This window comes from Amycolatopsis camponoti, from assembly GCF_902497555.1.
Lineage (GTDB): Bacteria > Actinomycetota > Actinomycetes > Mycobacteriales > Pseudonocardiaceae > Amycolatopsis > Amycolatopsis camponoti.
Genome location: NZ_CABVGP010000001.1, coordinates 2,833,146 through 2,856,301, shown reverse-complemented (window position 1 = coordinate 2,856,301; position 23,156 = coordinate 2,833,146). Strand labels below are relative to the sequence as shown.

The window sequence follows — 23,156 nt, the reverse complement described above, 5'->3', positions numbered from 1 at the left end:
ATCCGCGCTCACGCCAACCGGAAGCTGCCCCCACACGGATAACCCGGAACCCCGGCCTTCGAAGGCTTACCCGGCCGTGGATACCCCTGCAGCCACAACTGCCCCGTCGTCGCGACATTCGCGGCCAGTGAGACGTCCGCCACCAGCCGGAAGCGGGTCTGGCGGCCGTCCGGGTGCAGGGCCCAGCCCGTCAGCCGGACCGCGCCGGGGGTGCGGGGTGCGAGAGGCGCGTCGAGGGCGACCCTCAGCTCCACCCACGTCTCCTCGGTGATCGGCCGGCGGATCCGGAGGATGCCGGCGACCATCAGCAACCCCAGCAACAGGGACACCGTGCTGCCGCCGGCGAGGCCGCCCACCGCGGCCGGACCCGCGATGCCGTCGGGGTCGAACCGCACGATCGGGACCATGGCCAGCCCCGCCGCGCCCACCGCCAGGAAGATCACCGCCGAGACCAGCGTGCGCCGGACCTGGAACGCGCGCTGCGCTGCGAGCACCGGGTCGAGCCGCGGCGGGGTCGGGTGGCGCGAGACGGGCTCCGCCGGTTTCGCTCCCGGGTGCGGCGCGTCCTCGATCCGCCCGGCCCGCACCCACATCGCGCCGGGCGGGCGGACGAACACCCGCGGACCGGTGCCGAGCACCCACAGCCGCCGCTCGCCGGCCAGCTGCGTCCTCGCCCCGGCCGGGAGCCGGGTCCGCAGCCACCGCCCGTCCGGCAGCCGGGCCGACACCCGCGTCCCCTTCACCAGCAACCCGTCCGGGGCGACGTCGAACCGGTGGTAAGGCTCCCCGAAATGGCGCCGCAACCGCACATACAGGCTCAGGACGTAGCTCCACTGCGCCAGCGTGAGCCCGAAGACGGCGAAGTAGAAGTACGGCAGCGCACTCCCCCGCCGTTCGGTCAGCACGAGCACCACCCCGAAGGTGACGAGCACCCCGCTCAGCACCATCCGGACGACGGTCGCCTTGGTCAGCAGGCGGACGTAGCCGGCGAACAGCGGCTCCGCCCCCGACGGCACGTTCGGCACGGGTTCGTGGACGCGCACCCTGTCCGCGCCGGTAGCGATGTCCATGGCTCGTCGTCCCCAGTCAGTCCGTGTGCTCGGCCGCGGAAGCGTACCGGCCCCGGCGAAGCGGGAAAGCCCGGGACGCCGATCGGCTGGGGAGCAAAGGGACGAGTGTCGCGGTACGCCCATTTCGCGCCTGTCCGGCTCTACATCGCGGAACGGAAAACATATTCCCCCGATCCGACGCGGAAGGTGGCGTAGCCGTCGCGCATCCCGTCGAACCGGGCACCCGGGGGCGCCTGGACGGCTCGGCCGTCCCGCGCGGGAACGGAGATCTCGGCCGTCGCTCCGGCCGGGACCCCGGCGCGCAGCGTGAAGCGGCCGTGGTCACGGGTCCACGCCGAACTCACCTGCCCCAGCGGGGATTCGACGTGCGCGGACGCGTTCGCGAGGTCGCCGACCGGGTGCGGCCGGATCTTCACCGCCGTGTAGCCGGGCGCCGCCGGCTCGATCCCCGCGACGCGCTGGTAGAGCCAGTCGTCGACCGTGCCGAGGAACGCGTGGTCGTGCGAACGGGAAGTCGCCGGCCATTCCTCCCACATCGTCGTGGCACCCAGACCTTCGAACCAGTAGCCCCAGCCGGGATACGTCGGGGTGGTGGCCACCTGGTAGGCGAGGTCGCCGTAGCCGGCGTCGGTGAGCGCCGGGAGGATGAGTTTCGTCCCCAGTGCGCCGGTGTTCAGGTGGACGCCGCGCGCCTTGATGTCGTCGACCAGGTGCGTGACGACGGCCGGGCGGTCCGCCGCGGGCACGATGTCCAGGCTCAACGGCAGCAGGTTGGACGTCTGGCGGTACCCGGCCGCGCGGTCGTCGTAGTAGGCCCCGGCCGCCTTGTCGAAGAAGGTCGCGTTGAGCGCGTTCGCGACCGTGCCCGCGAACGCGTCGAAGTGCGCGGCGTCGGCGTCACGGCCGAGAGCGCGCGCGATCTCGGCCATCGTCGTGGCGGTCTTGTGGATGTAGGCGGTGCCGGAAAGCCGGGTGCCCTCGGGCGGGTTCGCGGCGCCGGGCGCGAGCCAGTCGCCGTAGCTGAAGCCCGTGTAGATGTTCCCGGTCTCGGCGATGTCCCGCTCGTAGTAGCCGAGCCACGCCTTCATCGCGTCGTAGTTTTCGGCGAGCGCGCGCGTATCGCCGTAGTACCAGTAGAGATCCCAGGTGATCAGGACGAGACTCGCCGACCAGACGGGGTCCGCGACCTTCTTGCCGCCGATCGTCGCGGGGACGGTCTGGCCGATCGTCCCGTCCGGGTTCTGGTCGTCCCGGTGCTCGCGCATCCAGTTCTCGTAGAAGTCCCGCATGTCGAAGTGCGCGATCGCCGCATCGGCCGACAGGTGCGCGTCCGCGGTGTAGGGCCGCTTCTCGTACATCGGGGTGTCGGTCGGGACGGAGTGCAGGTTGTTCAGGATCGTGTTCGCTTCGGCGTCGTCGTAGCGGTTGAGCAGGTCGCTGGAGCTGGTGAAGTCACCGGTGGTGGCGACGGCCGTGTGGACGCGCTCCGCGTCGGCCGACTCGACGGTGACGCCCGCCGGCGCGGTGACCTGGAAGTAGCGGAAGCCCGCGTAACTGTAGGCGGGCCGGTAACTTTCCGAGCCGCGTCCATTGAGGACGTACGAATAGGACTGCAGCTGCATGCCGAAGCCGCCGATGTTGTCCACGGTGCCGTCCGGGCGCAGCTTCTCGCCGTAGGTGATCTTCACCTCGGCGCCGGCCGGTCCGTGCACGGCGACGCGCGCCCAGCCCGCCGTCGGGCCGCCGACGTCGTAGACGCGCACGCCGTCGGCGGGCGTGGTGACGCCGGTGATCGGCAGCTTCTCCGTCGCCTTGATCGGCGGGAACGCTTCGGCGCGGAGCGTGCCCGCGGGTGCGGGCACGGCCACCGCGGGCCGCCAGCCGGCGTCGTCGAACCCGGGACGGTTCCAGCCCGGCTTCTCCTGCCGTGCGTCGTAGGTCTCGCCGAACCAGAGCGATTCCGAGCGGGTGGGCCCGTCGGCGAGCTTCCAGTCGCCGCCGCTGGTCACCTGCCCGGTGCTGCCGTCCTGGTAGGTGATGTCGAGCTCGAACTTCAGCTTGGGTTCGCTGTGCCAGGGCGAAGCCAGCCACTCATCGGGATTCGTCATCGCGTAGTACCCGCGGCCCAGGCTCACCCCCACCGCGTTACCGCCCTTGCGCAGGGCGTCCGTGACGTCGTAGGTGGCGTACAGGGCGGTCTTGTCGTAGACGGTGAACCCCGGGTCGAGCTCGTGGTCGCCGATCCGGCCGCCGTTGAGGTAGAGCCGGTAGTAGCCGAGCCCGGCGATGTACGCGCGCGCCGACCGGATCGGCTTGTCCGCGGTGAATTCCTTGCGCAGCAACGGTTCCGGCGGGGGCTGCGTGGTGACCGAGCTGCCCCACGGGCCGCCGCCGTACGGAGCGGCCACCAGCGCCTGCGGCCAAGCCGTGTCGTCGAAGCTCGGCTGCTGCCAGCCGGCCGCGGCGCTGTCCGAGGATTTCCACGAGCCGTCGGTGACGAGCTCGACCGGCGCGCCCTGACTTTCCACCCGGAGCTTGCCCAGCAGCCCGGCGGGGCCCGGCAAGGCGTTGGCCGCCTCGGCCGCGATCACGTTGCGCCCGGCGTGCAGGGCGGTCGAGATGTCGACGACGGTCGCCGTGCGCCACGAGTCGGCCACGCGCGCGGATGCGGCGACCTGCTGTCCGTTGACGTACACGGTGAAGCTGTCGTCGGCCGTGAGTTCGAGCCGGGCCGCGGTGATCCGATCGGCGGACAGGTCGACCGCGCGCCGGAAGTACCGCGTGCCGGCCGGCGCCGAGTCGGCCGGAGCGCCTTCGGGGTACCAGATCCAGCTCGTGCCGTCGAACGACGGTGGGGCCGCGGACGCCTGCGCGCCGATCCAGTCGCCCCGGAACTGGCCCGGGGCGAGGAAAGCCGTCTCGAACGACGCCGGCTCGCTCCACCGCGAAAGCCGCCGGTCGGCGTCCCGGACCTGGACCCGCCAGAAGTAGCGGGTGCGCGGGTGCAGCGCGGGGCCGCCGTAGGCGACGTCGAAGGACTGCGCCGACGGCACCTCGCCGCTGTCCCAGACGTCGGCCGGGCCGCCGCGCCGGGTCGACACCGCGATCCGGTACGCCGACTGGCGGGCACCGCGCACGTCGCGGCCGGCGTTCAGGACCCAGCCGAGCCGCGGCCGGGCGACGTCCACCCCGAGCGGGTCGACCTGGTGCTCGACCCGCAGGCCGCCGGCCTCGACGCCGGCCGCGGCGGCGGGATAGGCCCCGGCGGGAGTCACCCCCAGGACGAGCAGGGTCAGCAGGGCCGACGAAGCCGTCATCAGGCGCGAGATCATCGCGTTCCTCTCTGCGGTGACAGGTCGGCGGGACCGGAATCGGCCACGAGTGATCGCGAGCCGGAAAATGAATCGTTTCAATTCCTGGGACGGAGGTCATCGTAGGCAGAAGCTCTTCGCGATGACAAGAGGCGCCGCCCGGTGCGCGTGACCGGACCGCGCCGATCGCTCACCCGAGCCCGGCGGTGGTCCGACGGCGGAACTCCGCCGGGGTCAGGCCGCTCTCCCGCTTGAAGACCTGCCCGAAGTGCGAGGCACCGGCGAAGCCCCACCGCGCCCCGATGGCCGACGCCGGGACGTGGGCGAGGGCCGGGTCGGCAAGGTCGAGCCGGCAGCGTTCGAGGCGCCGCTCGCGGATGCGGCCGGCCACCGTGGTGCCGGTCCGCTCGAACAGGACGTGCAGGGACCGCGGCGAGAGGAAGTGCGCGGCCGCGATCGAACCGGGGCCGAGCCCGGCGTCGGCCAGGTGGGCGTCGATGTGGTCGAGGATCCGTTCGAGCAGCTCCTCCCGCGGCGGCCGCACGGGGACGCGGTGGCCGAGCTCGGCGCGCAGCATCGTGCCGACGAGGGTCATCAGGGACCGGACGGTGGCGGGGCCGTGCACGCCCAGCGACTCGAGGTTGCGGTTGACGCTGAGCACCGTGCTCCACACCGTGTCGGTGAGGCCCGGCGCGCAGGCGAACGGCCGCGCGGTGATCTCGGCCAGCGGGTCTTCCCGGCGCGGCGTGATCGCGGTCTTGGGGAACCGGATGCAGGTGGAGCGGTAGCCGTCGCCGACGGTGAGCGTGGCCGGCTTGCCGGAGTCGTAGAGCGCGAACAGGCCGGGCGTCAGCGTCGCGACCCGGCCGTCCTGCGCGATGCGGATCTCGCCGGCGAGCTGCAGGGTGAGCACGTAGAACCCGGCGTCGGCGGGCCGGATCGTGCTGTGGTCGCGGTAGGCGGCGTGCCGCCCGGAGGCCATGTCGACGAAGCTGACCCCGTGCAGGCGCCGGTCCCGGACCCGGCCGGTGAACCGGTCCGGCCGGTCGCAGTCGAACTCGAACCTCAGCACGCTGCGCCGGACGGCGTCCGCCCAGGACGTCAGCGTGATCGGGCGGGGCGCCACGCCGTCGAACTGCTCCGAAAGGGCTGTGAATGACGTCATCGTCGCGCTCCACGGTCGGTCCGCCCACGGTACCTCGCCGCGGGCCGAAGGTGCGCGGGTTCGACACGGCCGTGCGCTCCGGCGCCACACGCGCGCCCGCGCCGTTCCTACAGTTCGCTCCGGCGGACATCTCAGTGTGGAGGAGCCACCATGACCTACGTACAGGGTTCGCACCACGTGACGCTCTCCGTGGCCGACGCCCAGGAGGACGTCGACTTCCACGTCAAGATCCTCGGGATGCGCTTCATCAAGCGCACGGTCCTGTTCGACGGCTCCCTGCCGATCTACCACCTGTACTACTCCAACGCCGCGGGCGACCCGTCGAGCGTCGTCACGACCTTTCCCTGGGCGCAGGCGGGCTTCTACGGCAAACGCGGCACCAACCAGGCGCGCGAGGTCCTGCTGTCCGTGCCGGCGGACTCGCTGGACTTCTGGCACGGCAGGCTGACCGCGCACGACATCGAGGTCACCGACGTCGAACGGTTCGGGCAGCGCCGGCTCGCGTTCCGGCACCCGTCGGGCATCGAGTACCGGTTCGTCGGCGCCGACGGCGACGAGCGCGTGGGCCACGCCGGCCACGGGGTGCCGCCGGAGCACGCCATCCACGGCATCCACGGCGTCGGCGTGCACATGGCCACCCCCGACCGGATGGTGGAGTTCGCCGGCGAGTCGTTCTTCGCCCAGGACACCCTCGCCGAAGAGGGCGACGTCGTCGGGCTGCGGATCGGCGACGCCAAGCACGGCAACCACCTCGAGATCACCGTCAACCGCACCGACGACCAGGGCACCTGGAGCTACGGCGCCGGCACCTACCACCACTTCGCGTGGAACGTCGCCACGCTGGAGAACCAGGACGCGGTGAAGTTCGAGATCGAGGGGCGCGGCTACACCGACATCTCCGAGCTGAAGGACCGCAAGTACTTCAAGAGCGTCTACGTGCGCACCCCGAGCGGCGCGCTGTTCGAGCTGGCCGTGACCCACGCCGACGGCGGGTGGACCTGCGACGAGTCCCCGCACGAGCTGGGCACCCGGTTCCAGCTGCCCGAGCAGTTCGAGCACCGCCGCGACGAGATCCTGGGACGGCTGGAACCGATCGACATCTGATCCCGGCCGAGGACGGTCATCGTGAACCAGCTGCACGTCAGCGACGAGTTCGACGCTCTCATGGCCCGGCTCGACGCGATCGCGCCGCTCATCGAGGAAACCGCCGAAGAGGGCGAAGCGGCCGGCCGCGTGCCCGACGAGACGGCCGCGGCCCTGCGCGAAAGCGGGGCGTTCAAGGTCGGCATCCCCCGGGAGCTCGGCGGCTACGAGTTCTCACCGCGGCAGGTGATCGACACGATCGCCCGGCTGTCCTATGCGGACGCTTCCGTCGGCTGGGCCTTCATGGCCGTGCAGATGGTCACCGGGACGACGGCCGCCTACCTCGGCCCGGACGCCGTCGCGGACCTGTACCCCGACGTCGGCACCGGCGGCCACGCGCTGATCGCCGGCCAGGGCACCAAGCTCGGCACGGCGGTGCGGGCCGACGGCGGGCACCGCGTCAGCGGGCACTGGCACTTCGCGTCCGGGATCTCGATGGCGACGCACATCCACACCGCGGCGCTTTGCGCGGAGACCGGCGAGGTGCTCGTCTTCACGCTGCCCAAGGACCGGGCGACACTGGTCGACAACTGGGACGTCATGGGCCTGCGCGCGACCAGCAGCCACGACTACGTCTGCGACGACCTGTTCGTGCCGTCGAGCCACACGTACGGCATCGCGACCACCGAGACCCGTCACGGCGGCGCGATCTACCGCATGGGACTGGCGAACATGGCGGGCATCTGCCACACCGGGTGGGCGCTCGGCGTCGGCCGCCGGCTGCTCGACGAGCTGAAGGCGTTGGCCGCCAAGAAGACCGGCAGTCCGCACGCGACCGTCGACACGCAGCAGTTCTACGCGGAATACGCCGAGGCGGAGGCGAAGCTGCGCGCGTCGCGGGCGTGGGCGATGGAGGTCTGGGCCGACAGCGAAGCCACTTTGGACCGCGGCGAGCTGCTGGACACCGAGCAGGAGACGCTGACGCGCCTGATGCTCACCACCACGACGTGGTCGGTGCACGCGGTGGGCCAGACGGTCTACAAGTGGGCGGGCACCGCGGCGCTGCGGCACGGCGTCCTGCAACGCTTCTTCCGCGACCTGCACGCCGGCACGCAGCACGTCACCTCCGGCCCGGTCGTGCTCCAGAACTGCGGCAAGCTGCTCAGCGGCCTCGCACCCGGCGCGCACTGGGTGTTCCTCGACCTGCGGGAAGCACCGTGACGGTCGAATGGGGCACGCCGGCCGGCCGCGCCGAGCTGGCGGTGCTCGCCGTGCACGGCCGCGACCAGGACCCCGCGTTCATGCGGGCGACGGCTCGCCGACTGGGTCCGGCGCCGGTGCGGTTCTTCGCGCCGGAGGCCGACGGCAACACGTGGTATCCGCTGTCGTTCCTGGAGCCGATCGAGCGCAACCAGCCCGCGCTGGACCGGTCGTTGCGGGTCGTCGACGCGTGCCTCGACCGGCTCGCCCAGGACGGTTTCGCCCCGGGCCGCGTCGTGCTGTGGGGCTTCTCGCAGGGCGCGTGCCTGCTGGCGCACTCGGTGCTCACCCGGCCTCGTCCGGTGGCCGGGCTGGTGCTGTTCACCGGCGGCTACATCGGCAGCGCACCCTTGCCGCCGCCGGACGGCGGGGTCCTGCACGGAGTTCCGGCTGTGGTGCGGAGCATCGAGGACGACCCGTGGGTGCCGCGGCACCGCGTCGAAGAGACGGCCGAGCTGCTGCGACGGGCCGGGGCGGAGGTGGACCTGCGCATCGATCCGGGCACCGAGCACGTGATCACCGACGAAGCCTGCGCGACGGCGACGAAGTTGCTCACCACGGCGGCGGCGCACGCGTCGGGAGGCCCGGGCCGGCGGTGGTAGCCCGCGCGGGCCGCTACCGACCACCCGCACCGAGCAGCGTCTCCGGCACCTCGACGGTCCGGCTGCGGAGGTATTCACCGAGCCCCTTGGCCTGCGGATCGGGGCGAGCCGACGCGGCCACCCCCGCGCCGAGAAGCCCGACCACCACGAAGTTGAGCGCACGCAGGTCAGGCAGCTCGAAGCGCCGGATCTCCAGGCCGGCCGCTTCCGGCAGCAACGCCCGAAACCGGCTTTCGTCGAGATAGTGCCGAAGCCACCCGTATTCCGCGTCGGTGCGAGTCCAGAAGCCGACGTTCGCGTTGCCCCCCTTGTCGCCGGAACGCGCGCCCGCCACCGTACCCAGGGGCACGTTCCGGACCGGTCCGGTGACCACCACCCCCGGCTCGGCCGCCGGGGCGAGCGTGCGCGGTGGACCGGACGGCGGGTGCGGGATCACCCGCCGGGTGCCGTCGGGCAACGTCACCCGGTGCTGAACCTCCGCCGCCGGGACCAGGGCCGGCCAGTAGACGCCGAACCCGCTCTCCGCGGACGGCGGGGTCGTCGTGTGGAAACCCGGGTAGCCGCCGAGCGCCAGTTCCATCGTCGTGTTCGAGAAGCGGCGGCCCACCTTGGCCCGGTCCGGGTCCTTGACCGTGATCCGCAGGTGGGCGGTGGCTCCGGCGTTCACCGGCGCGTCCGGGTGGTCGAACCGCAGGAGGGTCACGTCGACCTCGGCGAACCGCTCCTTGCCGCCGAGCAGCTCGAACAGCTGCCGCTCGGCCCACTCGGCCTTCTCCTCGATCCGGGTGCCGGTGAGCACCAGCGTCATGGTGTTGCGGTAGCCGCCGTCGTGGTTGAGGGCCACCTTCAGCCGATCTCCGGGCGGACTGCCCAGCGTGCCGCTGATCCGGACCCGGTCGGGGCCGGCCTGCTCGAGTCGCACGGTGTCGAAGTGGGCGACCGCGTCGGGGCCGGCGTAGGCCGGTTCGGCGATCTCGTACAGCAGCTGGGCGGTGACCGTGCCCACCGAGACCAGGCCGCCGGTGCCGTCGTGCTTGGTGATCACGCTCGACCCGTCGGCTTCGACCTCGGCGATCGGGAAGCCGGGGTACCGCCGGTCGGTGACCTCTTCGAAGAAGGCGTAGTTGCCGCCGGTGGCCTGCGGGCCGCACTCGATCACGTGTCCCGCGGCCATCGCGCCCGCGACCGCGTCGAAGTCCGTGGGCGCCCAGCCGTGCCACCAGGCCGCCGGGCCGACCACCAGGGACGCGTCCGTGACGCGGCCGGTGACGACGACGTCGGCCCCGGCGCCCAGTGCTTCGGCGATGCCCCAGCCACCGAGGTAGGCGTTGGCGGTCACCGGTTCGACGCCGGCCTCGGCGAGCTTGCGCCCGGTGTCGAGGTGGGCCAGGTCGTGCCCGGCCGCCCGCAGCTCGCCGAGCCGGTCGACCAGGTCGTCGCCGTCGACGTACGCGATCTTCGGGTGCAGGCCCAGCCGCTCGGCGAGCGCGGTGAGCTCGGCGGCCAGCCCCGGCGGGTTCAGGCCGCCGGCGTTGGCCACGATCCGGACGCCGCGGTCCAGGCAGGTGCCCAGCACCTGCTCGACCTGGGTGAGGAACGTCTTCGCGTAGCCGGCGCCCGGGTCCTTGCGGCGGGCCTTCCAGAGGATCAGCATGGTCAGCTCGGCGAGGTAGTCGCCGGTGAGGACGTCGATCGGGCCGCCGTCGACCATTTCCCGCGCGGCCGCGAGGCGGTCGCCGTAGAAGCCGGAGCAGTTCGCGATCCGGACCGGGCGGCTCATGCGCGCGCCCGCTCGCGGCCGGGCCCGGGGGCGCCGGCGAACGCCTGGGCGATCCCGATCCACTCCCGGGCCACCGGGCCGGACACGACCAGCGCGGTGTCGTCGACGTGCCGGCGCTGGGTGACCGTCAGGCAGAAGTCGAGCGCGGTGCCTTCGACCCGGTCGGCGGCGTCGGCGGGACCCCAGGTCCACAGTGGACCGGACGGCGCGAGCAGCTCGACGCGGATCGGGACGTCCGGTACCGGGCGGCCGTGGAGCCGGAAGCAGAACGCCGTCGTCGACACGCCGAGGTGGGCGATGTGGCGCAGCCGGTCGGTGGGCTCGCGCCGTGCGCCGAGGGTGTCGGCGATGTCCTGGCCGTGGGCCCAGGTCTCCATGATCCGCGCGGTGACCGACGAGGCCACGCTCATGTCGGGGCCGTACCAGGGCAGCCGGGCGCGCGGGTCGCGTCCGCGGAACGCCGTGACGAACGCGGACCGGGCTCGGGTGAACCACGCCCGGACCTCGTCGGCCGTCAGCTCCGCGTGCTGCGCGGCGACCCGGTCGGGGAAGTCCGCGCCGCCGGCCATCAGCGCCTCGGCGGCCTGCCGGAAGCCGCCGGGATCGACGGCCGCCCGGGTCGCGGCCTCGTCGAAGAAGGCGAGGTGCGTGACCTGGTCGCGGACGGTCCAGCCGGCCGCGGGCGTGGGCCGGGCGATGCCCACGTCGTCGAGCGGGGCGACCATCGCGTCGACGTCGGCGGTCTCGGCGAGCAGGTCGTCCAGCAGCAGGTCCAGGGAGACGGCCACGTCAGCGTCCTTCCCACACGGGGGTGCGCTTCTCGCGGAACGCGGCGGGCCCCTCCTGGGCGTCGCGCGAGCGGTACACCGGCGCCCAGATCTCTTCGGCCCGCTCGTAGGCGTCGGCGCGCGAGAGGTAGGCGGTCTGTTTCGCCGCCCGCACCGACAGCGGCGCGTTGGCCGCGATCCGTTCGGCCAGCTCCTGGGCCCGGGAACGCAGCTGCGCCAACGGGACGACGTCGTTCACCAAGCCGGCCTCGCGCGCCCGGTGCGCGTCGAGCGGGTCGCCGGTGAGCAGGATCTCCAGGGCGATCCGCGGCGGCACGAGCCACGACAGCGGAGCCGCCCACGGCGCGCCCCGGCCCAGCTTCACCTCGGTCACCGCGAACCGGGCGTGCTCGGCCGCGACGACGAGGTCGCACTGCTGGGCCAGCAGGAACCCGCCGGCGTACGCGACGCCGTTGACCGCGGCGATCGTGGGCTTGGGGACGTCGATGTTCCGGCCGAACTGCGGCAGGAAGTCCGGCGGCGGGACCTCGAGCGCCGTCTCGGCCATCTCCTTGAGGTCACCGCCGGCGCAGAACGCCTTGTCCCCGGCCCCGGTCAGCACGAGCACGGCGGCCGAGTCGTCGGCGACGAACCGCCGGGTCCCGGCCCACAGGCCGTCCCGGACCTCTTGGGACAGGGCGTTGCGCGCTTCGGGGCGGTCGATCGTCAGCCAGGCGACGCCGTTGCGCACCTCGTAGGAAATCACTCTTCCACCACCGCCAGCACCTGACCGGTGTCGACCTGGTCGCCCAGGCGCACGCGCAGCTCGGCGACCGAGCCGTCGACCGGCGCGACGACCGTGTGCTCCATCTTCATCGCCTCCAGCACCAGGAGCGCCTGCCCGGTCACGACTTCGTCGCCGGCGGCGACGAGGACCCGCACCACGGCACCGGGCATCGCGGCGAGCAACGATCCGGCGGCCGCGGCGGCGTCCGGGTCCGCGAAGCGCGGGATTTCGGCCAGCGCGGCCGAACCCTCGGGACAATCCACATAGGACGTTCCGGCACGGGTGTGCACGCGGTAGGCGCGGTGGACGCCGTCGATCTCCAGCTCGACCAGCTCGGGTGCCGCGGAGACCAGCCGGACCGACTCGCCGAGCGGAGCGCCGTTCACGGTGAGCCGGAGCCCGGACCGGCGGACCGAGTACGCGACGTCCAGGGTTTCGCCACCGGCGAGGTAGCCGGCCCGCTGGGGCGGGCCGCCGACGTTGCGCCAGCCCGACGGCATCTCGGGCAGGACCCGGGCCTCCCGGCGGTGGCCGGCCTGCCGGGCCAGCGCCGCCGCGGCGGCCTGCCGCGCGCCACCGCCTTCGGGAGCACCCAGCGCGACGGGGTCGTGCCGGGTCAGGTAGCCCGTGTCCGTGTGGCCGGCCAGGAACTCGGCCTCCCCCAGGATGCCGACGAGGAGGTCGCGGTTCGTCGTGACGCCGTGGAGTTCGGCGTGCCGCAGCGCACGGGCCAGGCTGCGCGCGGCCTCGTGCCGGGTGCGGCCGTGGGCGATCACCTTCGCCAGCATCGGGTCGTAGTGCGGGCCGACGACCGAACCGTCCTCGACGCCGGAGTCGACGCGGACCCCGCGCGGCGACGGGACGCGGAAGCGGTGCAGCGCCCCGGTCGCGGGCAGGAACCCGGCCGGCACGTCCTCGGCGTAGAGCCGGACCTCGATCGCGTGCCCGCCGATCCGCGCGCCGAGGACCTCCGGCGGCAACGGCTCCCCCTCGGCGACCCGCAGCTGCTGCTCGACCAGGTCCAGGCCGGTGACCAGCTCGGTCACCGGGTGCTCGACCTGCAGGCGCGTGTTGACCTCCAGGAAGAAGAACCGGCCGGCCCGGTCCAGGACGAACTCGACCGTGCCCGCGCCGGTGTAGCCGATGGCCTTCCCGGCGGCGACGGCCGCGGCGCCCAGCTCGGCGCGCAAGGCGTCGTCCACCGCCGGCGACGGGCACTCCTCGACGATCTTCTGGTACCGCCGCTGGATCGAGCACTCCCGCTCGAACAGGTGCACCACCTCGCCGTGGGTGTCGCCGAGGATCTGGACCTCGACGTGGCGCGGGTCGACCACGAACCGTTCGAGGAACACCGTCCCGTCGCCGAACGCCGACGCGGCTTCGCGGCGGGCGCCCTCGACGGCCTCGGCGAGCGCGGTCTCGTCGTGGACCACGCGCATGCCGCGGCCGCCGCCGCCGAACGCGGCCTTGACCAGCACCGGGAACCCGATCCCGGCGGCCACCGCGGCCAGGTCGGTGTCGTCGGTGACGGTCGCTCCCGGCAGCACCGGCACCCCGGCCGCGTCCATCCGGGCCTTGGCTTCGACCTTCGAGCCCATCGAGGCGATGGCCTCCGGGGACGGCCCGACGAACGTGATCCCGGCTTCGGCGCAGTCACGGGCGAACCCGGCGTTCTCCGACAGGAACCCGTACCCGGGGTGGATCGCGTCGGCGCCGGTGGCCCGGGCGGCGGCGATGACGAGGTCGCCGCGCAGGTAGGTGTCGGCGGCCGCGGCGCCGGGCAGCCGGACGGCTTCGTCGGCGAGCCGGGCGAAGGGCGCGCCGGCGTCCGGGTCCGAGTACACCGCCACGGTGGCGATGCCGAGGTCGTGCGCGGTGCGCATGACCCGGGCGGCGATCTCCCCGCGGTTGGCGACGAGCAGTTTCGTGATCATCGGTTCACATCCGGAAGACGCCAAAGCCACGCCGGCCCTCGACGCGGTTGGAGTGGACGGCGGACAGCGACATCCCGAGCACGTCCCGGGTGTCACGGGGATCGACGATGCCGTCGTCGTACAACCGCGCGGTGACGGCGAAGGCGTGCGACTCGCGTTCGATCTGGCTCTCGATCGCCGCCGTGCGCGTCCGGTCGGCCTCTTCGTCGAACTCGCGCCCCTGCGACGCGGCCGAGGCGCGGCCGACGATCGACATCACGCCGGCGAGCTGCGGCGCGCCCATCACCGCGAGCTTCGCGCCCGGCCACGCGAACATCAGCCGCGGGTCGTAGGCCCGGCCGGACATCCCGTAGTTGCCCGCGCCGAACGAGGAAGCCATGTTGACGGTCAGGTGCGGGACCGTGCTGTTGGTGACGGCGTTGATCATCTTGGCGCCGTCCTTGATGATCCCGCCCTGCTCGTACCGCGTGCCGACCATGTAGCCGGTCGTGTTCTGCAGGAACACCAGCGGGACGTCGGTCTGGTTGGCGAGCAGGATGAACTCGCTGGCCTTCTTGGCCTCCTCGCTGAACAGCACGCCGCGGTGGTTGGCGAGCACGCCGACGGGATAGCCGTGGATACTCGCCCAGCCCGTGACGAGCGAGGTGCCGTAGAGCGGCTTGTACTCGTCGAAGTCGGAGCCGTCGACCGTGCGGGCGAGGATCTCCCGCGGGTCGAAGGGCACCTTGGTGTCCGGCGGCACGATGCCCAGGATCTCTTCGGGGTCGAATCGCGGGGGTTCCGGCGTGCGCGTGGGCCCGGGACCGAGCTTGCGCCAGTTGATCCGGGACAGGACGCGCCGGCCCAGCCGGATGGCGTCGCGCTCGTCCACCGCGAAGTAGTCGGAGAGGCCGGAGACGCGGGAGTGCATTTCGGCGCCGCCGAGCGACTCGTCGTCGGCCTCCTCCCCCGTGGCCATCTTGACCAGGGGCGGGCCGCCGAGGAACACCTTGGCCTGGCGGTCGACGAGCACCGCGTAGTCGCACATGCCGGGCACGTACGCGCCGCCCGCGGTCGAGTTGCCGAACACGATGGCCAGGGTCGGGATGCCCAGCGAGGACAGCTCGGTCAGCTCGTGGAAGATCCGCCCGGCGGGCACGAAGAGGTCGGCCTGCGTCGGCAGGTCGGCACCGCCGGACTCGACGAGGTTGACCACCGGCAGCCGGTTGACGCGGGCGATCTCCAGCGCCCGCAACGTCTTCCGCAGCGAGTACGGGTTCATCGCCCCGCCGCGGACGGTCGGGTCGTGCCCGATGACCACGCACTCCACATCGGACACCACGCCGATGCCGGTGAGCACCGAGGCGCCGACCGTGAAGTCGGTGCCCCACGCGGCGAGCGCGGACAGCTCCAGGAACGGGCTGTCCGGGTCCAGCAGCAGTTCGAGGCGTTCGCGGACCGGGAGCTTCCCGCGGTCGCGGTGCCGCCGGACGTACCGCTCCCCGCCGCCGGCGACGGCCAGCTCCAGCTGTTCCTCCAGCTTGGCCAGTGCCTCCAGCTGGGCCTTCCGGTTGGTCGCGTAGCTCTCGGCCGTGACGTCGAGCAGGGATTTCAGGACCGTCATTCCGCTCCCCCGTAGTGCCCGGCGTGCCGCTCCCGGACCACGTTCTTCTGGATCTTCCCGGTGGACGTGCGCGGCAGCTCGTCGGCGACGATCACGGCCTTCGGCACCTTGTAGCCGTCCAGGCGGTCCTTCAAGCGCAGCCGCAGGCCCTCGGCGTCGATCCGCGTCCCGGGTTTGGGCACGACCACCGCCGTGATGGCCTCGGTCCAGCGTTCGTGCGGCAGCCCGACGACCACGACCTCGGCGACGTCCGGCTCGGTGTCGTAGACCGCCCGCTCGACCTCGATCGAGGCGACGTTCTCGCCGCCGGTCTTGATGACGTCCTTGTACCGGTCGGCGAACCACAGCACCCCGTCCGGCCCGAACCGCCCGACGTCGCCGGAGTGGAACCAGCCGTGCCGGAACGCCTCGGCCGTGGCCTCGGGGTTGCGCAGGTACTCCTGCATGGTCGACGGCGCCCGGTAGACGATCTCGCCCTGCTCGCCACGCGGCAGCAGCTTCCCGTCCGGGTCCATGATCCCGACCTGGACGCCGGTGAGCGGGGTGCCGACCGCGCCGACGTGCGAGAGCTGGTGCTCGGGGCGGAAGAGCGTGGTGATCGGGCTCATCTCGGTCTGGCCGAACAGCAGCGCGAAGTCGCAGCGGAAGCCGTCGAGGCACGCCTTGATCTGCGCCTCCGGCATCGGCGCCATCGCGTAGACGGCTCGCCGCAGCGAGGACAGGTCCCGCGCGCCGAACGACGGGTGCTCCAGGGCCGCGCGGTACATCATCGGCAGGCCGAAGACCTGGGTGATCTTCTCGCGTTCGATCGTGGCGAGGAACGCGTCCGGGTCGAAGCCGCGGTGGACGAAGATCGCGGCGCCGACGACGATCGCGGGCGTGCAGAAGGCGTTGAGCTGCGCGGTGTGGAACATCGGCATCATCGCGACGAACCGGTCGTCGGCGCGCCAGCCGGAGTCGAGGGCGGCCGACATCGACTCCAGGTGGATCCCCAGGTGCGTGCCGACGACGCCCTTCGGGGCCGCCGTGGTCCCGGAGGTGTACAGATAGGACAGTGGAGCGCGGTCCTCGACGACGACCTCGGGTGAGGTGGTGTCGTCGGAAAGCACGTCGTCGAGATCCGTCCCGGAGGCTTCGCCGCCGGTGCCGGGCGCGAGGAACACGTCGGTCCCTTCGGGCACCGCAGGTGCGATGACCCCGGCGAGCTGACGCTCCACGACGATGCCGCGGGCCTGCGAATGCCCGAGTACGTAAGCGACTTCGTCGGCGCGCCAGCCGAGGTTGATCGGGACGCAGACGACCCCGAGCTTCGCGCAAGCGTAGTAGACGGCGAGGAACTCGGCGCTGTTGGCCGACGCCAGCGCGAGGACGTCACCGGTCGTGTACCCGCGGTCCCGCAGGCCGTGGGCGAACCGGTTGACCCACGTGTCGAACTCGCCGTAGGTCCAGCGGCGCTCGCCGTCGACCACGGCGAGGGCCTCCGGGTGGGCGAACGCGACGCGGGTGAGCGCGTCGCCGACGTTGACCCGGTGGACGAGGTTGTGGTCCGTCATCAGTCCTCCTAATAGGACCGGGGCAGCCCGAGGCTGTGCTGCGCGACGAAGTTGAGGATCATTTCGCGGTTCACCGGGGCGATCCGCAGCAGCCGGGCCAGCCCCCAGTACGGCAGCAGCCCGAAGTCCGCCGAGACGCCGTTGCCGCCGTGGGTCTGGATGGCGGCGTCGACGGCGGCCAGCGCGGCCTCCGCGGCGGCGTACTTGGCCATGTTCGACGCCTCGCCCGCGGGCAGCCCGCGGTCGTGCAGGGCCGCCGCGCGGTGCGTCATCAGGGCGGCCAGCTCGGTTTCGATCTTGGCCTTGGCCAGCGGATGCGAGACGCCCTGGTGGACACCGATCGGCTGGTCCCACACGGTCCGCTCGCGGGCGTAGCGAGCGGTGACGTCGAGGGCGTAGCGCGCGATGCCGACGCAGAGCGCGGCGCCGGTGATGCGTTCGGGGTTGAGGCCGTGGAAGACCTGCCGGAACCCGGCGCCCTCCTCGCCGACGAGCGCCGTCGCGGGCAGCCGGACGCCGTCGAAGCGCAACGTGAACTGCTTCTCGGGGAGCATGACGTCGACCGGGAGCGGGATGACCGCGAGGCCGGGCGCGTCGACCGGGACCAGGAACAGCGAGAGCTGGGCGGTGCCGTCGGGGTCGCGGCCGGTGCGGGCGACGAGCAGCAGCGCGTCGGCGGTGTCGACGCCGGAGATGTAGTACTTCTCGCCGTCGACCACCCACTCGTCGCCGTCGCGGCGGGCGGTGGTGCTCAGCTTGTGGGTGTTGGAGCCGGCGTCCGGCTCGGTGATCGCGAAGACGACCTTCGCCCGGCCGCTCGCGAGGCCGGGCAGCCACTCCTTGCGCTGCTCCGGCGTGCCGAACTCGGTGAGCACCTCGGCGGAGATGGCTTCGGTGACGAGCAGGAGCAGCATCGGCGCGCCTCGCGCGGCGCTCTCCTCGATCACGATGGTCAGCTCGGCCAGGCCGCGGCCACCGCCGCCGTACTCCTCGGGGATGTTGACGCCGATGAACCCCGCGTCGCCCAGCGCGTGCCACAGCTCGGTGCACTCGCGGCCCGCCCGGGCGTGCTCGACGTAGTAGCGGCCGCCGAACGGCGCGGCGATCGCGCCCACCGCGGCCCGGAGGTCACGGGCCTCGTCGCTGTCGAGCACGTCCACGCCGACGCTCCTTAGTGATTTTGTATTCACTTATAGCGCACCGTAGCTCCCGTCTGCGACGATGACAAGATGACAGCGACATCCCCGGCCACCCGGCGGCGGCGCGACCCCGAGCGCCGGGAGCGGATCCTGACCGCGGCGGCCGAGCTCACCGCCCGGCGCGGGTTCCACGCGATCGGCATGGCCGACATCGGGGCGGAGGCCGGCATCGTCGGGTCCGGCGTCTACCGGCACTTCGAGAACAAGGACGCGATCCTGGTCGCGCTGCTCGACCGCGTGATGGCCCGCCTGCAGGACGGGGCCGCCGCGATCCTCGCCGCCGGCCCGGACGACCGCGCGACGCTGTCCGGACTGGTCAGGGACCACGTCCGGGTGGCCATCGAGGACCGCACCGTGCTCGCGGTCTACCACCGCGAGGTCCACAACCTGCCCGAGGAGGACCGGCGACGGCTGCGCCGGCTCCAGCGGCACTACCTCGAGGACTGGGTGCACGTGCTGTCCCCGCTGCGCCCCGACCTCGCCGACGGCGAGCTGCGGCTGGCCGTGCACGCGGCGATCGGCGCGGTGCAGTCGACGCTCTTCTTCCGCAGCGGGCTCGCCCCCGAGCGGCTCGCGGCGCTGCTCGACGAGATGGCGCACGCCTGCCTCGGTGTCACGCCGACACCGCCCGCGTCAGTGAATGACGAATAACTTTCCTCTTGATTTGGTGACCTGGCTCACGGCATGCTGGGCGCGTCGGCGACGGCGAAGGAGCCCGGCATGACCACCACCAGCGAGCAGATCGACGTCGAGACCCTGCGTGGCCGCCGCGCGGTGCACCGCTGGGAGCGGACGTCGGTGGGCGACGTCTTCGAGCGGCTCACCTGGAGCCGCCCGGACCAGGTCGCGATCAGCGCGGCCGAGGGCGCCTACGGGGAAGAACAGTTCGCCTCCGTGACGTACCGGCAGGCCGACCGGGCCGCCAACCGGCTGGCCCACGCGCTGGCCGCGGCGGGCCTGGTGCCCGGCGACCGCGTGCTGCTGTTCTGCGAGAACACCGTCGAGGCGTTCCTGGCCAAGATCGGGATCGCCAAGGCGGGCATGGTCGCCGTCCCGCTGAACCCGGGCCTCGCTCCCGACGTCCTCGACCACCTCGTGCGGCAGACCGAACCACGGCTGGCGATCGTCGACGCCGAACTGTGGCCACGGCTGGCCGGCGTGCCGGGCGTGCGGGTCGGCGCCACCATCACGGTCGGCGGCGGCCCGGTCGCCGGCACGCCGTCGTTCGGCGGGTTCCTCGACGGGCAGCCGGACACCGAACCCGCCGTCGAGATCCACGGCGACGACATCTACCAGCTGCTGTTCACCTCCGGCACCACCGCGATGCCGAAGGGCGTGATGCTCTCGCACAGCTACGCGCACCTGGCCGGGCTGAACTTCGCGCTGTCGCTCACCCGCGGCCTGCGGCACGAGACGGACCTGCGGGTCGTCACGTTCCTGCCGATGATCTACCACGTCGGTGACGCGCTGTTCACGTACTCGACGTTCTTCGCCGGCGGCACGCTGATCCTCGGCCGCCGCCCGGTGCCCGGCCCGGTCGCGGAGTCACTGGCGCGGTCACGGGCCACCGCGGTCTGGGCGGGATCGCCCCAGTTCGTCGCCGCGCTCGCCGACGAGATCGACGCTCGCGGGGACCTCGACCTGACCGCCCTGACCACACTCGTCTACGGCTGGGGTGCCCTCTCCCCCGCGTTGCTGCGGCGCCTGGAAGCCCGGACCGCGCCGGGGTTCGTCACGGTCGGGATCTTCGGGCAGACGGAAGCCATCGCCTGCCACCGCTTCTGGCCCAGCGCGTGGCCCGAAGTGCACGCGCGCACGGCACCCGCGATGAACTACGTCGGCGTCCCGAGCGGGCTGCTCGCCTCCGACGTCGTCGACGAATCGGGCGAGCCGGTCCGCGGCACCCCCGGCGAGGCCGTCTACCGGTCGCCGGTCATGACGGCGGGCTACTACCGCGACGCGGCCGCGACCCGCGAGGCGTTCCGCGACGGGTGGTTCCACTCCGGCGACTCGGCGGTGGTGGACGAAGACGGCCTGCGGGTGATGGTGGACCGCTACAAGGACATCGTGAAGACCGGCGGCGAGAACGTCTCCAGCATGCGCGTCGAGGCGGTGCTGCACGAGCACCCCGGCGTCCTGCGCGCGGCGGTGATCGGCCTGCCGCACGAGCACTGGGGCGAGGCGGTCACGGCGGTCGTCGTCCCGCGGCCGGGCCACGATCCGGCCGAAGCCGAGCTGCTCGCGCACTGCCGCGAACACTTGGCGGGTTACGAGAGCCCCAAGGCGATCGTCTTCGCCGAATCCCTTCCCGAGACGGTCGGCGGCAAGATCCTCAAGTACCGGCTCCGGGCCCGGCACGCCGGCCTGTACACGTCACTCGGGTAGCCGCGGGCTCAGCGGGCCACGGCGTACGCCTGCTGACCCCGCGGACTGGCCGCGGCGAGAACCAGATCACCCTCGAACCCCGTCGCGCAGACCTTGCCCAACGACTTCTCCGCCGCCAGGACGACGTCATGACCCCGGTCGCGCAGCTGCTCGACCACCTCCGCCGGGCACCCGGTCTCGACCACCAGGCGGTTCGGGCGGGCGGAACGCGGCGCGAACGACGACGGCACCTGGTCCGTGTGGAACGCCCGCTGCTCGATCGCCGCCTGGGGGCGCAACCCGGCGTCGACGTGGCTGAGGAAGAAGTTCAGCGTCCACTGGTCCTGCTGGTCGCCGCCCGGGGTGCCGAAGGCCAGGTGGGGTCGGCCCTCCTTAGTCACCAGCGTCGGGCTCAGGGTCGTCCGCGGGCGCTTGCCCGGCGCGACCGTGTTCGGGTGGCCCTCTTCCAGCAACGCCATCTGGCCGCGGGTGCCGAGCGGGAAGCCGAGACCGGGGATGACCGGCGAGCTCTTCAGCCAGCCGCCGCTCGGGGTGGCGACGACCATGTTGCCGTCGCGGTCCGACGCGCTGATGCAGCACGTGTCGCCCTTGGCCGCGGTCAGCTTCACCACCGCCGGGATGCCGTCGGCCAGCTGGGCGCGCCAGTCCGGGTCGGCCGGGGCGGGCAGCGGCGGCTCCGGGAACCAGCCGTCCAGGCCCGGACGCAGCTCGCCGCACGCCCGCTCCCCGACCAGCTCGCGGCGGGCCGCCGCGTACTCCGGATCGAGCAGCCGGCGCAGCGGGACGTCGGAAAACGCCGGGTCGCCGTAGAACGCTTCCCGGTCGGCGAAGGCGAGCTTCGCGCATTCGACGACCGTGTGCAGGTGCTCGGCGCCGCCGTGGTCCATCGCCGCCAGGTCGAAACCCTCGAGCAGGCCCAGCTGCTGCAGGAACACCGGGCCCTGCGACCACGGGCCCGCCTTGTGCACGGTGTGCCCACGGTAGTCCGCCGTCACCGCCGGCTCGATCGTGGGCCGCCAGGACGCCAGGTCGTGGCCGGTGAGCAGGCCGCCGTTGCGGCGGCCGGTGGAGTCGAGCGGCTCGGCCGTGGCGAGGAACTTGTCGATCGCTTCGGCGACGAACCCCTGGTAGAACACGGCGACAGCGGCGTCGATCCGGTTCTCGCGCCCGCCGGGGGCGGCTTCGGACTCGGCGAGGATCCGCCGGTAGGTCGCGGCCAGCGGCCGGTTGCGCAGCCGGGAGCCCGGCTTCGGCGGTCGCCCATCCGGCAGGTAGACCTCGCCGGACGCCGTCCACTCCTCGCGGAACAGCGGCGCGAGCACCGCGATCATGTCCGCCGCCTTGGGCAGCAGCGGAAAGCCGTCCTCGGCGTAGGCGATGGCCGGGGCGAGCACGGTGCCGAGGTCGAGGCGGCCGCGGTCGCGCAGCAGCCGCAGCCACGCGCCGAACGCGCCGGGCACGACCGCCGGCAGCAGCCCGGAGCCGGGGATCGCGTCGACGCCGCGGTCGCGGAACGCCTGGGGTGTCGCGGCTTCCGGCATCGGGCCCTGGCCGCAGATCACCTCGACGTCGCCGGTCGCGCCGTCGTGCACCAGGATCGGGACGTCGCCGCCCGGGCCGTTGAGGTGCGGTTCGACGACCTGGATGACGAGCGCCGTCGCGACGGCCGCGTCGAAGGCGTTGCCCCCGAGGTCGAACATCGCCGTGCCGGCGGCCGAAGCCAGCCAGTGCGTGGAGGACACGGCCCCGCGGGTGCCGAGCAGTTCGGGTCGGTCGAGCACCTCAGCTTCCCTTCTCGCGGTCCGGGTCGGCCAGCTCGCCGGCGCCCGCCGGCAGCACGGCACCGGAGACCGAGGCAGACACCGGCCGGCCGTCGGCGACCCGGACCGAGCAGTACAAAGTGGACGGACGCCCCTGCTCACGTCCTTGGCGCAGCGTGAAGTCGTGGGATCCGTCGCCGCCGAGCCACCCCGCCTCGACGAGCCAGACGCCGAGCCCGAGCGCGGCCGACGAGCACGCCGGGTCCTCGGGCATCCCGTAGCCGGGCGCGAACAGCCGGCCGTGCGCGGTGCGGGTCGCCGGGTCCCAGCCGAACACGAGCACGTCGGCGAGGTCCGCGGCGGCCATCCGGGCGAAGTCGGGCGCCGCGGCCGCGACGGCGTCCGCGCGCACCGGGAGGAAGTGGAACGCCGGGCCGAACCCGCACGCCGCGGGGCGGGCGCCGTCGGCTGCGGGGGCGGGCAGGCCGACGGCGCCGAGCAGGAGCCCCGGATCGAGCGGCACGCTCTCCAGGGGGTCGTTCGCGGTGATCTTGCCCGCCTCGGCGGTCACGTCGAGGGGCAGCAGCTTCGGGCCGCACTCCTGCACGACCCGCCCGGCGGGCACCAGCCCGAGCCGCGCGAGCGTGACCGCGGTGCCGACGCTGGAATGCCCACCGAAGGGCGATTCGGCCGCAGGGGTGAAGACCCGGACCCGGTAGTCCGCGCCGGTGCCGGTGGGCGGCAGGACGAACGCGGTCTCGGTGTGGTTGATCTCGCGCGCCAGTGCCTGCATGCCCGCGGGGTCGAGGTCACCGGCCCGCGGGACGACGCCGAGCGCGCTGCCGGCGTAGACGTGGTCGGCGAACATGTTGACGATCTCGTACGCGGGCATGCTGC

Annotated in this window: 17 protein-coding genes; 5 read left to right on the top strand and 12 right to left on the bottom strand. The window is 72.8% G+C overall.

Going from position 1 to position 23,156, the window contains the following annotated elements:
- Window positions 1-8: 8 nt before the first annotated feature.
- The 3 genes from AA23TX_RS13530 to AA23TX_RS13520 all read right to left on the bottom strand — a co-directional run bounded on the left by AA23TX_RS13530 (window position 9) and on the right by AA23TX_RS13520 (window position 5,546).
- A complete protein-coding gene (locus tag AA23TX_RS13530) occupies window positions 9-1,070 on the bottom strand; it encodes a hypothetical protein (protein ID WP_230862477.1) in 1,062 nt (353 codons plus the stop codon).
- Window positions 1,071-1,210: 140 nt separating this feature from the next.
- Window positions 1,211-4,402, bottom strand: coding sequence for a family 78 glycoside hydrolase catalytic domain (locus tag AA23TX_RS13525; protein WP_155542873.1), 3,192 nt, complete (start codon window positions 4,400-4,402; stop codon window positions 1,211-1,213).
- A 169-nt stretch (window positions 4,403-4,571) separates the two neighbouring features.
- The gene (locus tag AA23TX_RS13520; protein ID WP_155542872.1) at window positions 4,572-5,546 is read right to left on the bottom strand and encodes an AraC-like ligand-binding domain-containing protein; all 975 of its coding nucleotides are present in this window, start codon (window positions 5,544-5,546) and stop codon (window positions 4,572-4,574) included.
- A gap of 150 nt (window positions 5,547-5,696) precedes the next feature.
- Between AA23TX_RS13520 and AA23TX_RS13515 the strand changes: the two genes are divergently transcribed.
- From AA23TX_RS13515 to AA23TX_RS13505, 3 genes are read left to right on the top strand one after another with little or no spacing between them, the layout of a single operon-like run.
- Window positions 5,697-6,650 carry a VOC family protein gene (locus AA23TX_RS13515; RefSeq protein ID WP_155542871.1) on the top strand — a complete coding sequence of 318 codons (954 nt, stop codon included), beginning with the start codon at window positions 5,697-5,699 and terminating at the stop codon, window positions 6,648-6,650.
- Between the two features lie 21 nt (window positions 6,651-6,671).
- Window positions 6,672-7,850 (top strand): acyl-CoA dehydrogenase family protein, encoded by a 1,179-nt coding sequence (locus AA23TX_RS13510; RefSeq protein ID WP_230862476.1) that lies wholly within the window; start codon window positions 6,672-6,674, stop codon window positions 7,848-7,850.
- Complete coding sequence (locus AA23TX_RS13505; protein ID WP_230862475.1) at window positions 7,847-8,491, top strand: alpha/beta hydrolase; 645 nt, start codon at window positions 7,847-7,849, stop codon at window positions 8,489-8,491. Before AA23TX_RS13510 ends, AA23TX_RS13505 begins: the two co-directional genes overlap by 4 nt.
- Before the next feature lie 13 nt (window positions 8,492-8,504).
- Here the strand turns inward: AA23TX_RS13505 and AA23TX_RS13500 are convergent, their stop codons facing one another.
- The 7 genes from AA23TX_RS13500 to AA23TX_RS13470 are packed head-to-tail and all read right to left on the bottom strand — an operon-like array spanning window position 8,505 to window position 18,075.
- Window positions 8,505-10,271, bottom strand: a complete 1,767-nt coding sequence (locus AA23TX_RS13500) for an acyclic terpene utilization AtuA family protein (RefSeq protein ID WP_155542870.1) — start codon at window positions 10,269-10,271, stop codon at window positions 8,505-8,507.
- On the bottom strand, window positions 10,268-11,059 hold the full coding sequence (locus AA23TX_RS13495; RefSeq protein WP_155542869.1) for a TIGR03084 family metal-binding protein: 792 nt from the start codon (window positions 11,057-11,059) through the stop codon (window positions 10,268-10,270). The genes AA23TX_RS13500 and AA23TX_RS13495 overlap by 4 nt, the downstream gene beginning before the upstream one ends.
- Window position 11,060: 1 nt before the next feature.
- Window positions 11,061-11,804, bottom strand: a complete 744-nt coding sequence (locus AA23TX_RS13490; RefSeq protein ID WP_155542868.1) for an enoyl-CoA hydratase/isomerase family protein — start codon at window positions 11,802-11,804, stop codon at window positions 11,061-11,063.
- A complete protein-coding gene (locus tag AA23TX_RS13485; RefSeq protein ID WP_155542867.1) occupies window positions 11,801-13,759 on the bottom strand; it encodes an acetyl/propionyl/methylcrotonyl-CoA carboxylase subunit alpha in 1,959 nt (652 codons plus the stop codon). Before AA23TX_RS13485 ends, AA23TX_RS13490 begins: the two co-directional genes overlap by 4 nt.
- Before the next feature lie 4 nt (window positions 13,760-13,763).
- A complete protein-coding gene (locus AA23TX_RS13480; protein ID WP_155542866.1) occupies window positions 13,764-15,362 on the bottom strand; it encodes an acyl-CoA carboxylase subunit beta in 1,599 nt (532 codons plus the stop codon).
- The gene (locus tag AA23TX_RS13475) at window positions 15,359-16,915 is read right to left on the bottom strand and encodes an AMP-binding protein (protein ID WP_155542865.1); all 1,557 of its coding nucleotides are present in this window, start codon (window positions 16,913-16,915) and stop codon (window positions 15,359-15,361) included. Before AA23TX_RS13475 ends, AA23TX_RS13480 begins: the two co-directional genes overlap by 4 nt.
- An 8-nt stretch (window positions 16,916-16,923) precedes the next feature.
- Window positions 16,924-18,075, bottom strand: a complete 1,152-nt coding sequence (locus AA23TX_RS13470; RefSeq protein ID WP_155542864.1) for an acyl-CoA dehydrogenase family protein — start codon at window positions 18,073-18,075, stop codon at window positions 16,924-16,926.
- A 69-nt stretch (window positions 18,076-18,144) separates the two neighbouring features.
- On the opposite strand from AA23TX_RS13470, the gene AA23TX_RS13465 reads away from it, so the two are divergent.
- Window positions 18,145-18,765 carry a TetR/AcrR family transcriptional regulator gene (locus AA23TX_RS13465; protein WP_155542863.1) on the top strand — a complete coding sequence of 207 codons (621 nt, stop codon included), beginning with the start codon at window positions 18,145-18,147 and terminating at the stop codon, window positions 18,763-18,765.
- A 69-nt stretch (window positions 18,766-18,834) separates the two neighbouring features.
- The gene (locus AA23TX_RS13460; protein ID WP_155542862.1) at window positions 18,835-20,499 is read left to right on the top strand and encodes an AMP-binding protein; all 1,665 of its coding nucleotides are present in this window, start codon (window positions 18,835-18,837) and stop codon (window positions 20,497-20,499) included.
- A gap of 8 nt (window positions 20,500-20,507) precedes the next feature.
- Here the strand turns inward: AA23TX_RS13460 and AA23TX_RS13455 are convergent, their stop codons facing one another.
- Both AA23TX_RS13455 and AA23TX_RS13450 read right to left on the bottom strand, forming a co-directional pair.
- Entirely contained in the window at window positions 20,508-22,280 is a 1,773-nt protein-coding gene (locus AA23TX_RS13455) for a gamma-glutamyltransferase family protein (protein ID WP_155542861.1), read from the bottom strand.
- Between the two features lies 1 nt (window position 22,281).
- On the bottom strand, window positions 22,282-23,151 hold the full coding sequence (locus AA23TX_RS13450; RefSeq protein WP_155542860.1) for a PhzF family phenazine biosynthesis protein: 870 nt from the start codon (window positions 23,149-23,151) through the stop codon (window positions 22,282-22,284).
- Between the last annotated feature and the right edge of the window lie 5 nt (window positions 23,152-23,156).

Coding starts and splice junctions, on each gene's coding strand:
- AA23TX_RS13525 (WP_155542873.1), bottom strand. CDS start 4,402: ATGATCTCGCGCCTGATGACGGCTTCGTCGGCCCTGCTGACCCTGCTC.
- AA23TX_RS13480 (WP_155542866.1), bottom strand. CDS start 15,362: ATGACGGTCCTGAAATCCCTGCTCGACGTCACGGCCGAGAGCTACGCG.
- AA23TX_RS13530 (WP_230862477.1), bottom strand. CDS start 1,070: ATGGACATCGCTACCGGCGCGGACAGGGTGCGCGTCCACGAACCCGTG.
- AA23TX_RS13500 (WP_155542870.1), bottom strand. CDS start 10,271: ATGAGCCGCCCGGTCCGGATCGCGAACTGCTCCGGCTTCTACGGCGAC.
- AA23TX_RS13465 (WP_155542863.1), top strand. CDS start 18,145: ATGACAGCGACATCCCCGGCCACCCGGCGGCGGCGCGACCCCGAGCGC.
- AA23TX_RS13475 (WP_155542865.1), bottom strand. CDS start 16,915: ATGACGGACCACAACCTCGTCCACCGGGTCAACGTCGGCGACGCGCTC.
- AA23TX_RS13520 (WP_155542872.1), bottom strand. CDS start 5,546: ATGACGTCATTCACAGCCCTTTCGGAGCAGTTCGACGGCGTGGCGCCC.
- AA23TX_RS13515 (WP_155542871.1), top strand. CDS start 5,697: ATGACCTACGTACAGGGTTCGCACCACGTGACGCTCTCCGTGGCCGAC.
- AA23TX_RS13460 (WP_155542862.1), top strand. CDS start 18,835: ATGACCACCACCAGCGAGCAGATCGACGTCGAGACCCTGCGTGGCCGC.
- AA23TX_RS13450 (WP_155542860.1), bottom strand. CDS start 23,151: ATGCCCGCGTACGAGATCGTCAACATGTTCGCCGACCACGTCTACGCC.
- AA23TX_RS13485 (WP_155542867.1), bottom strand. CDS start 13,759: ATGATCACGAAACTGCTCGTCGCCAACCGCGGGGAGATCGCCGCCCGG.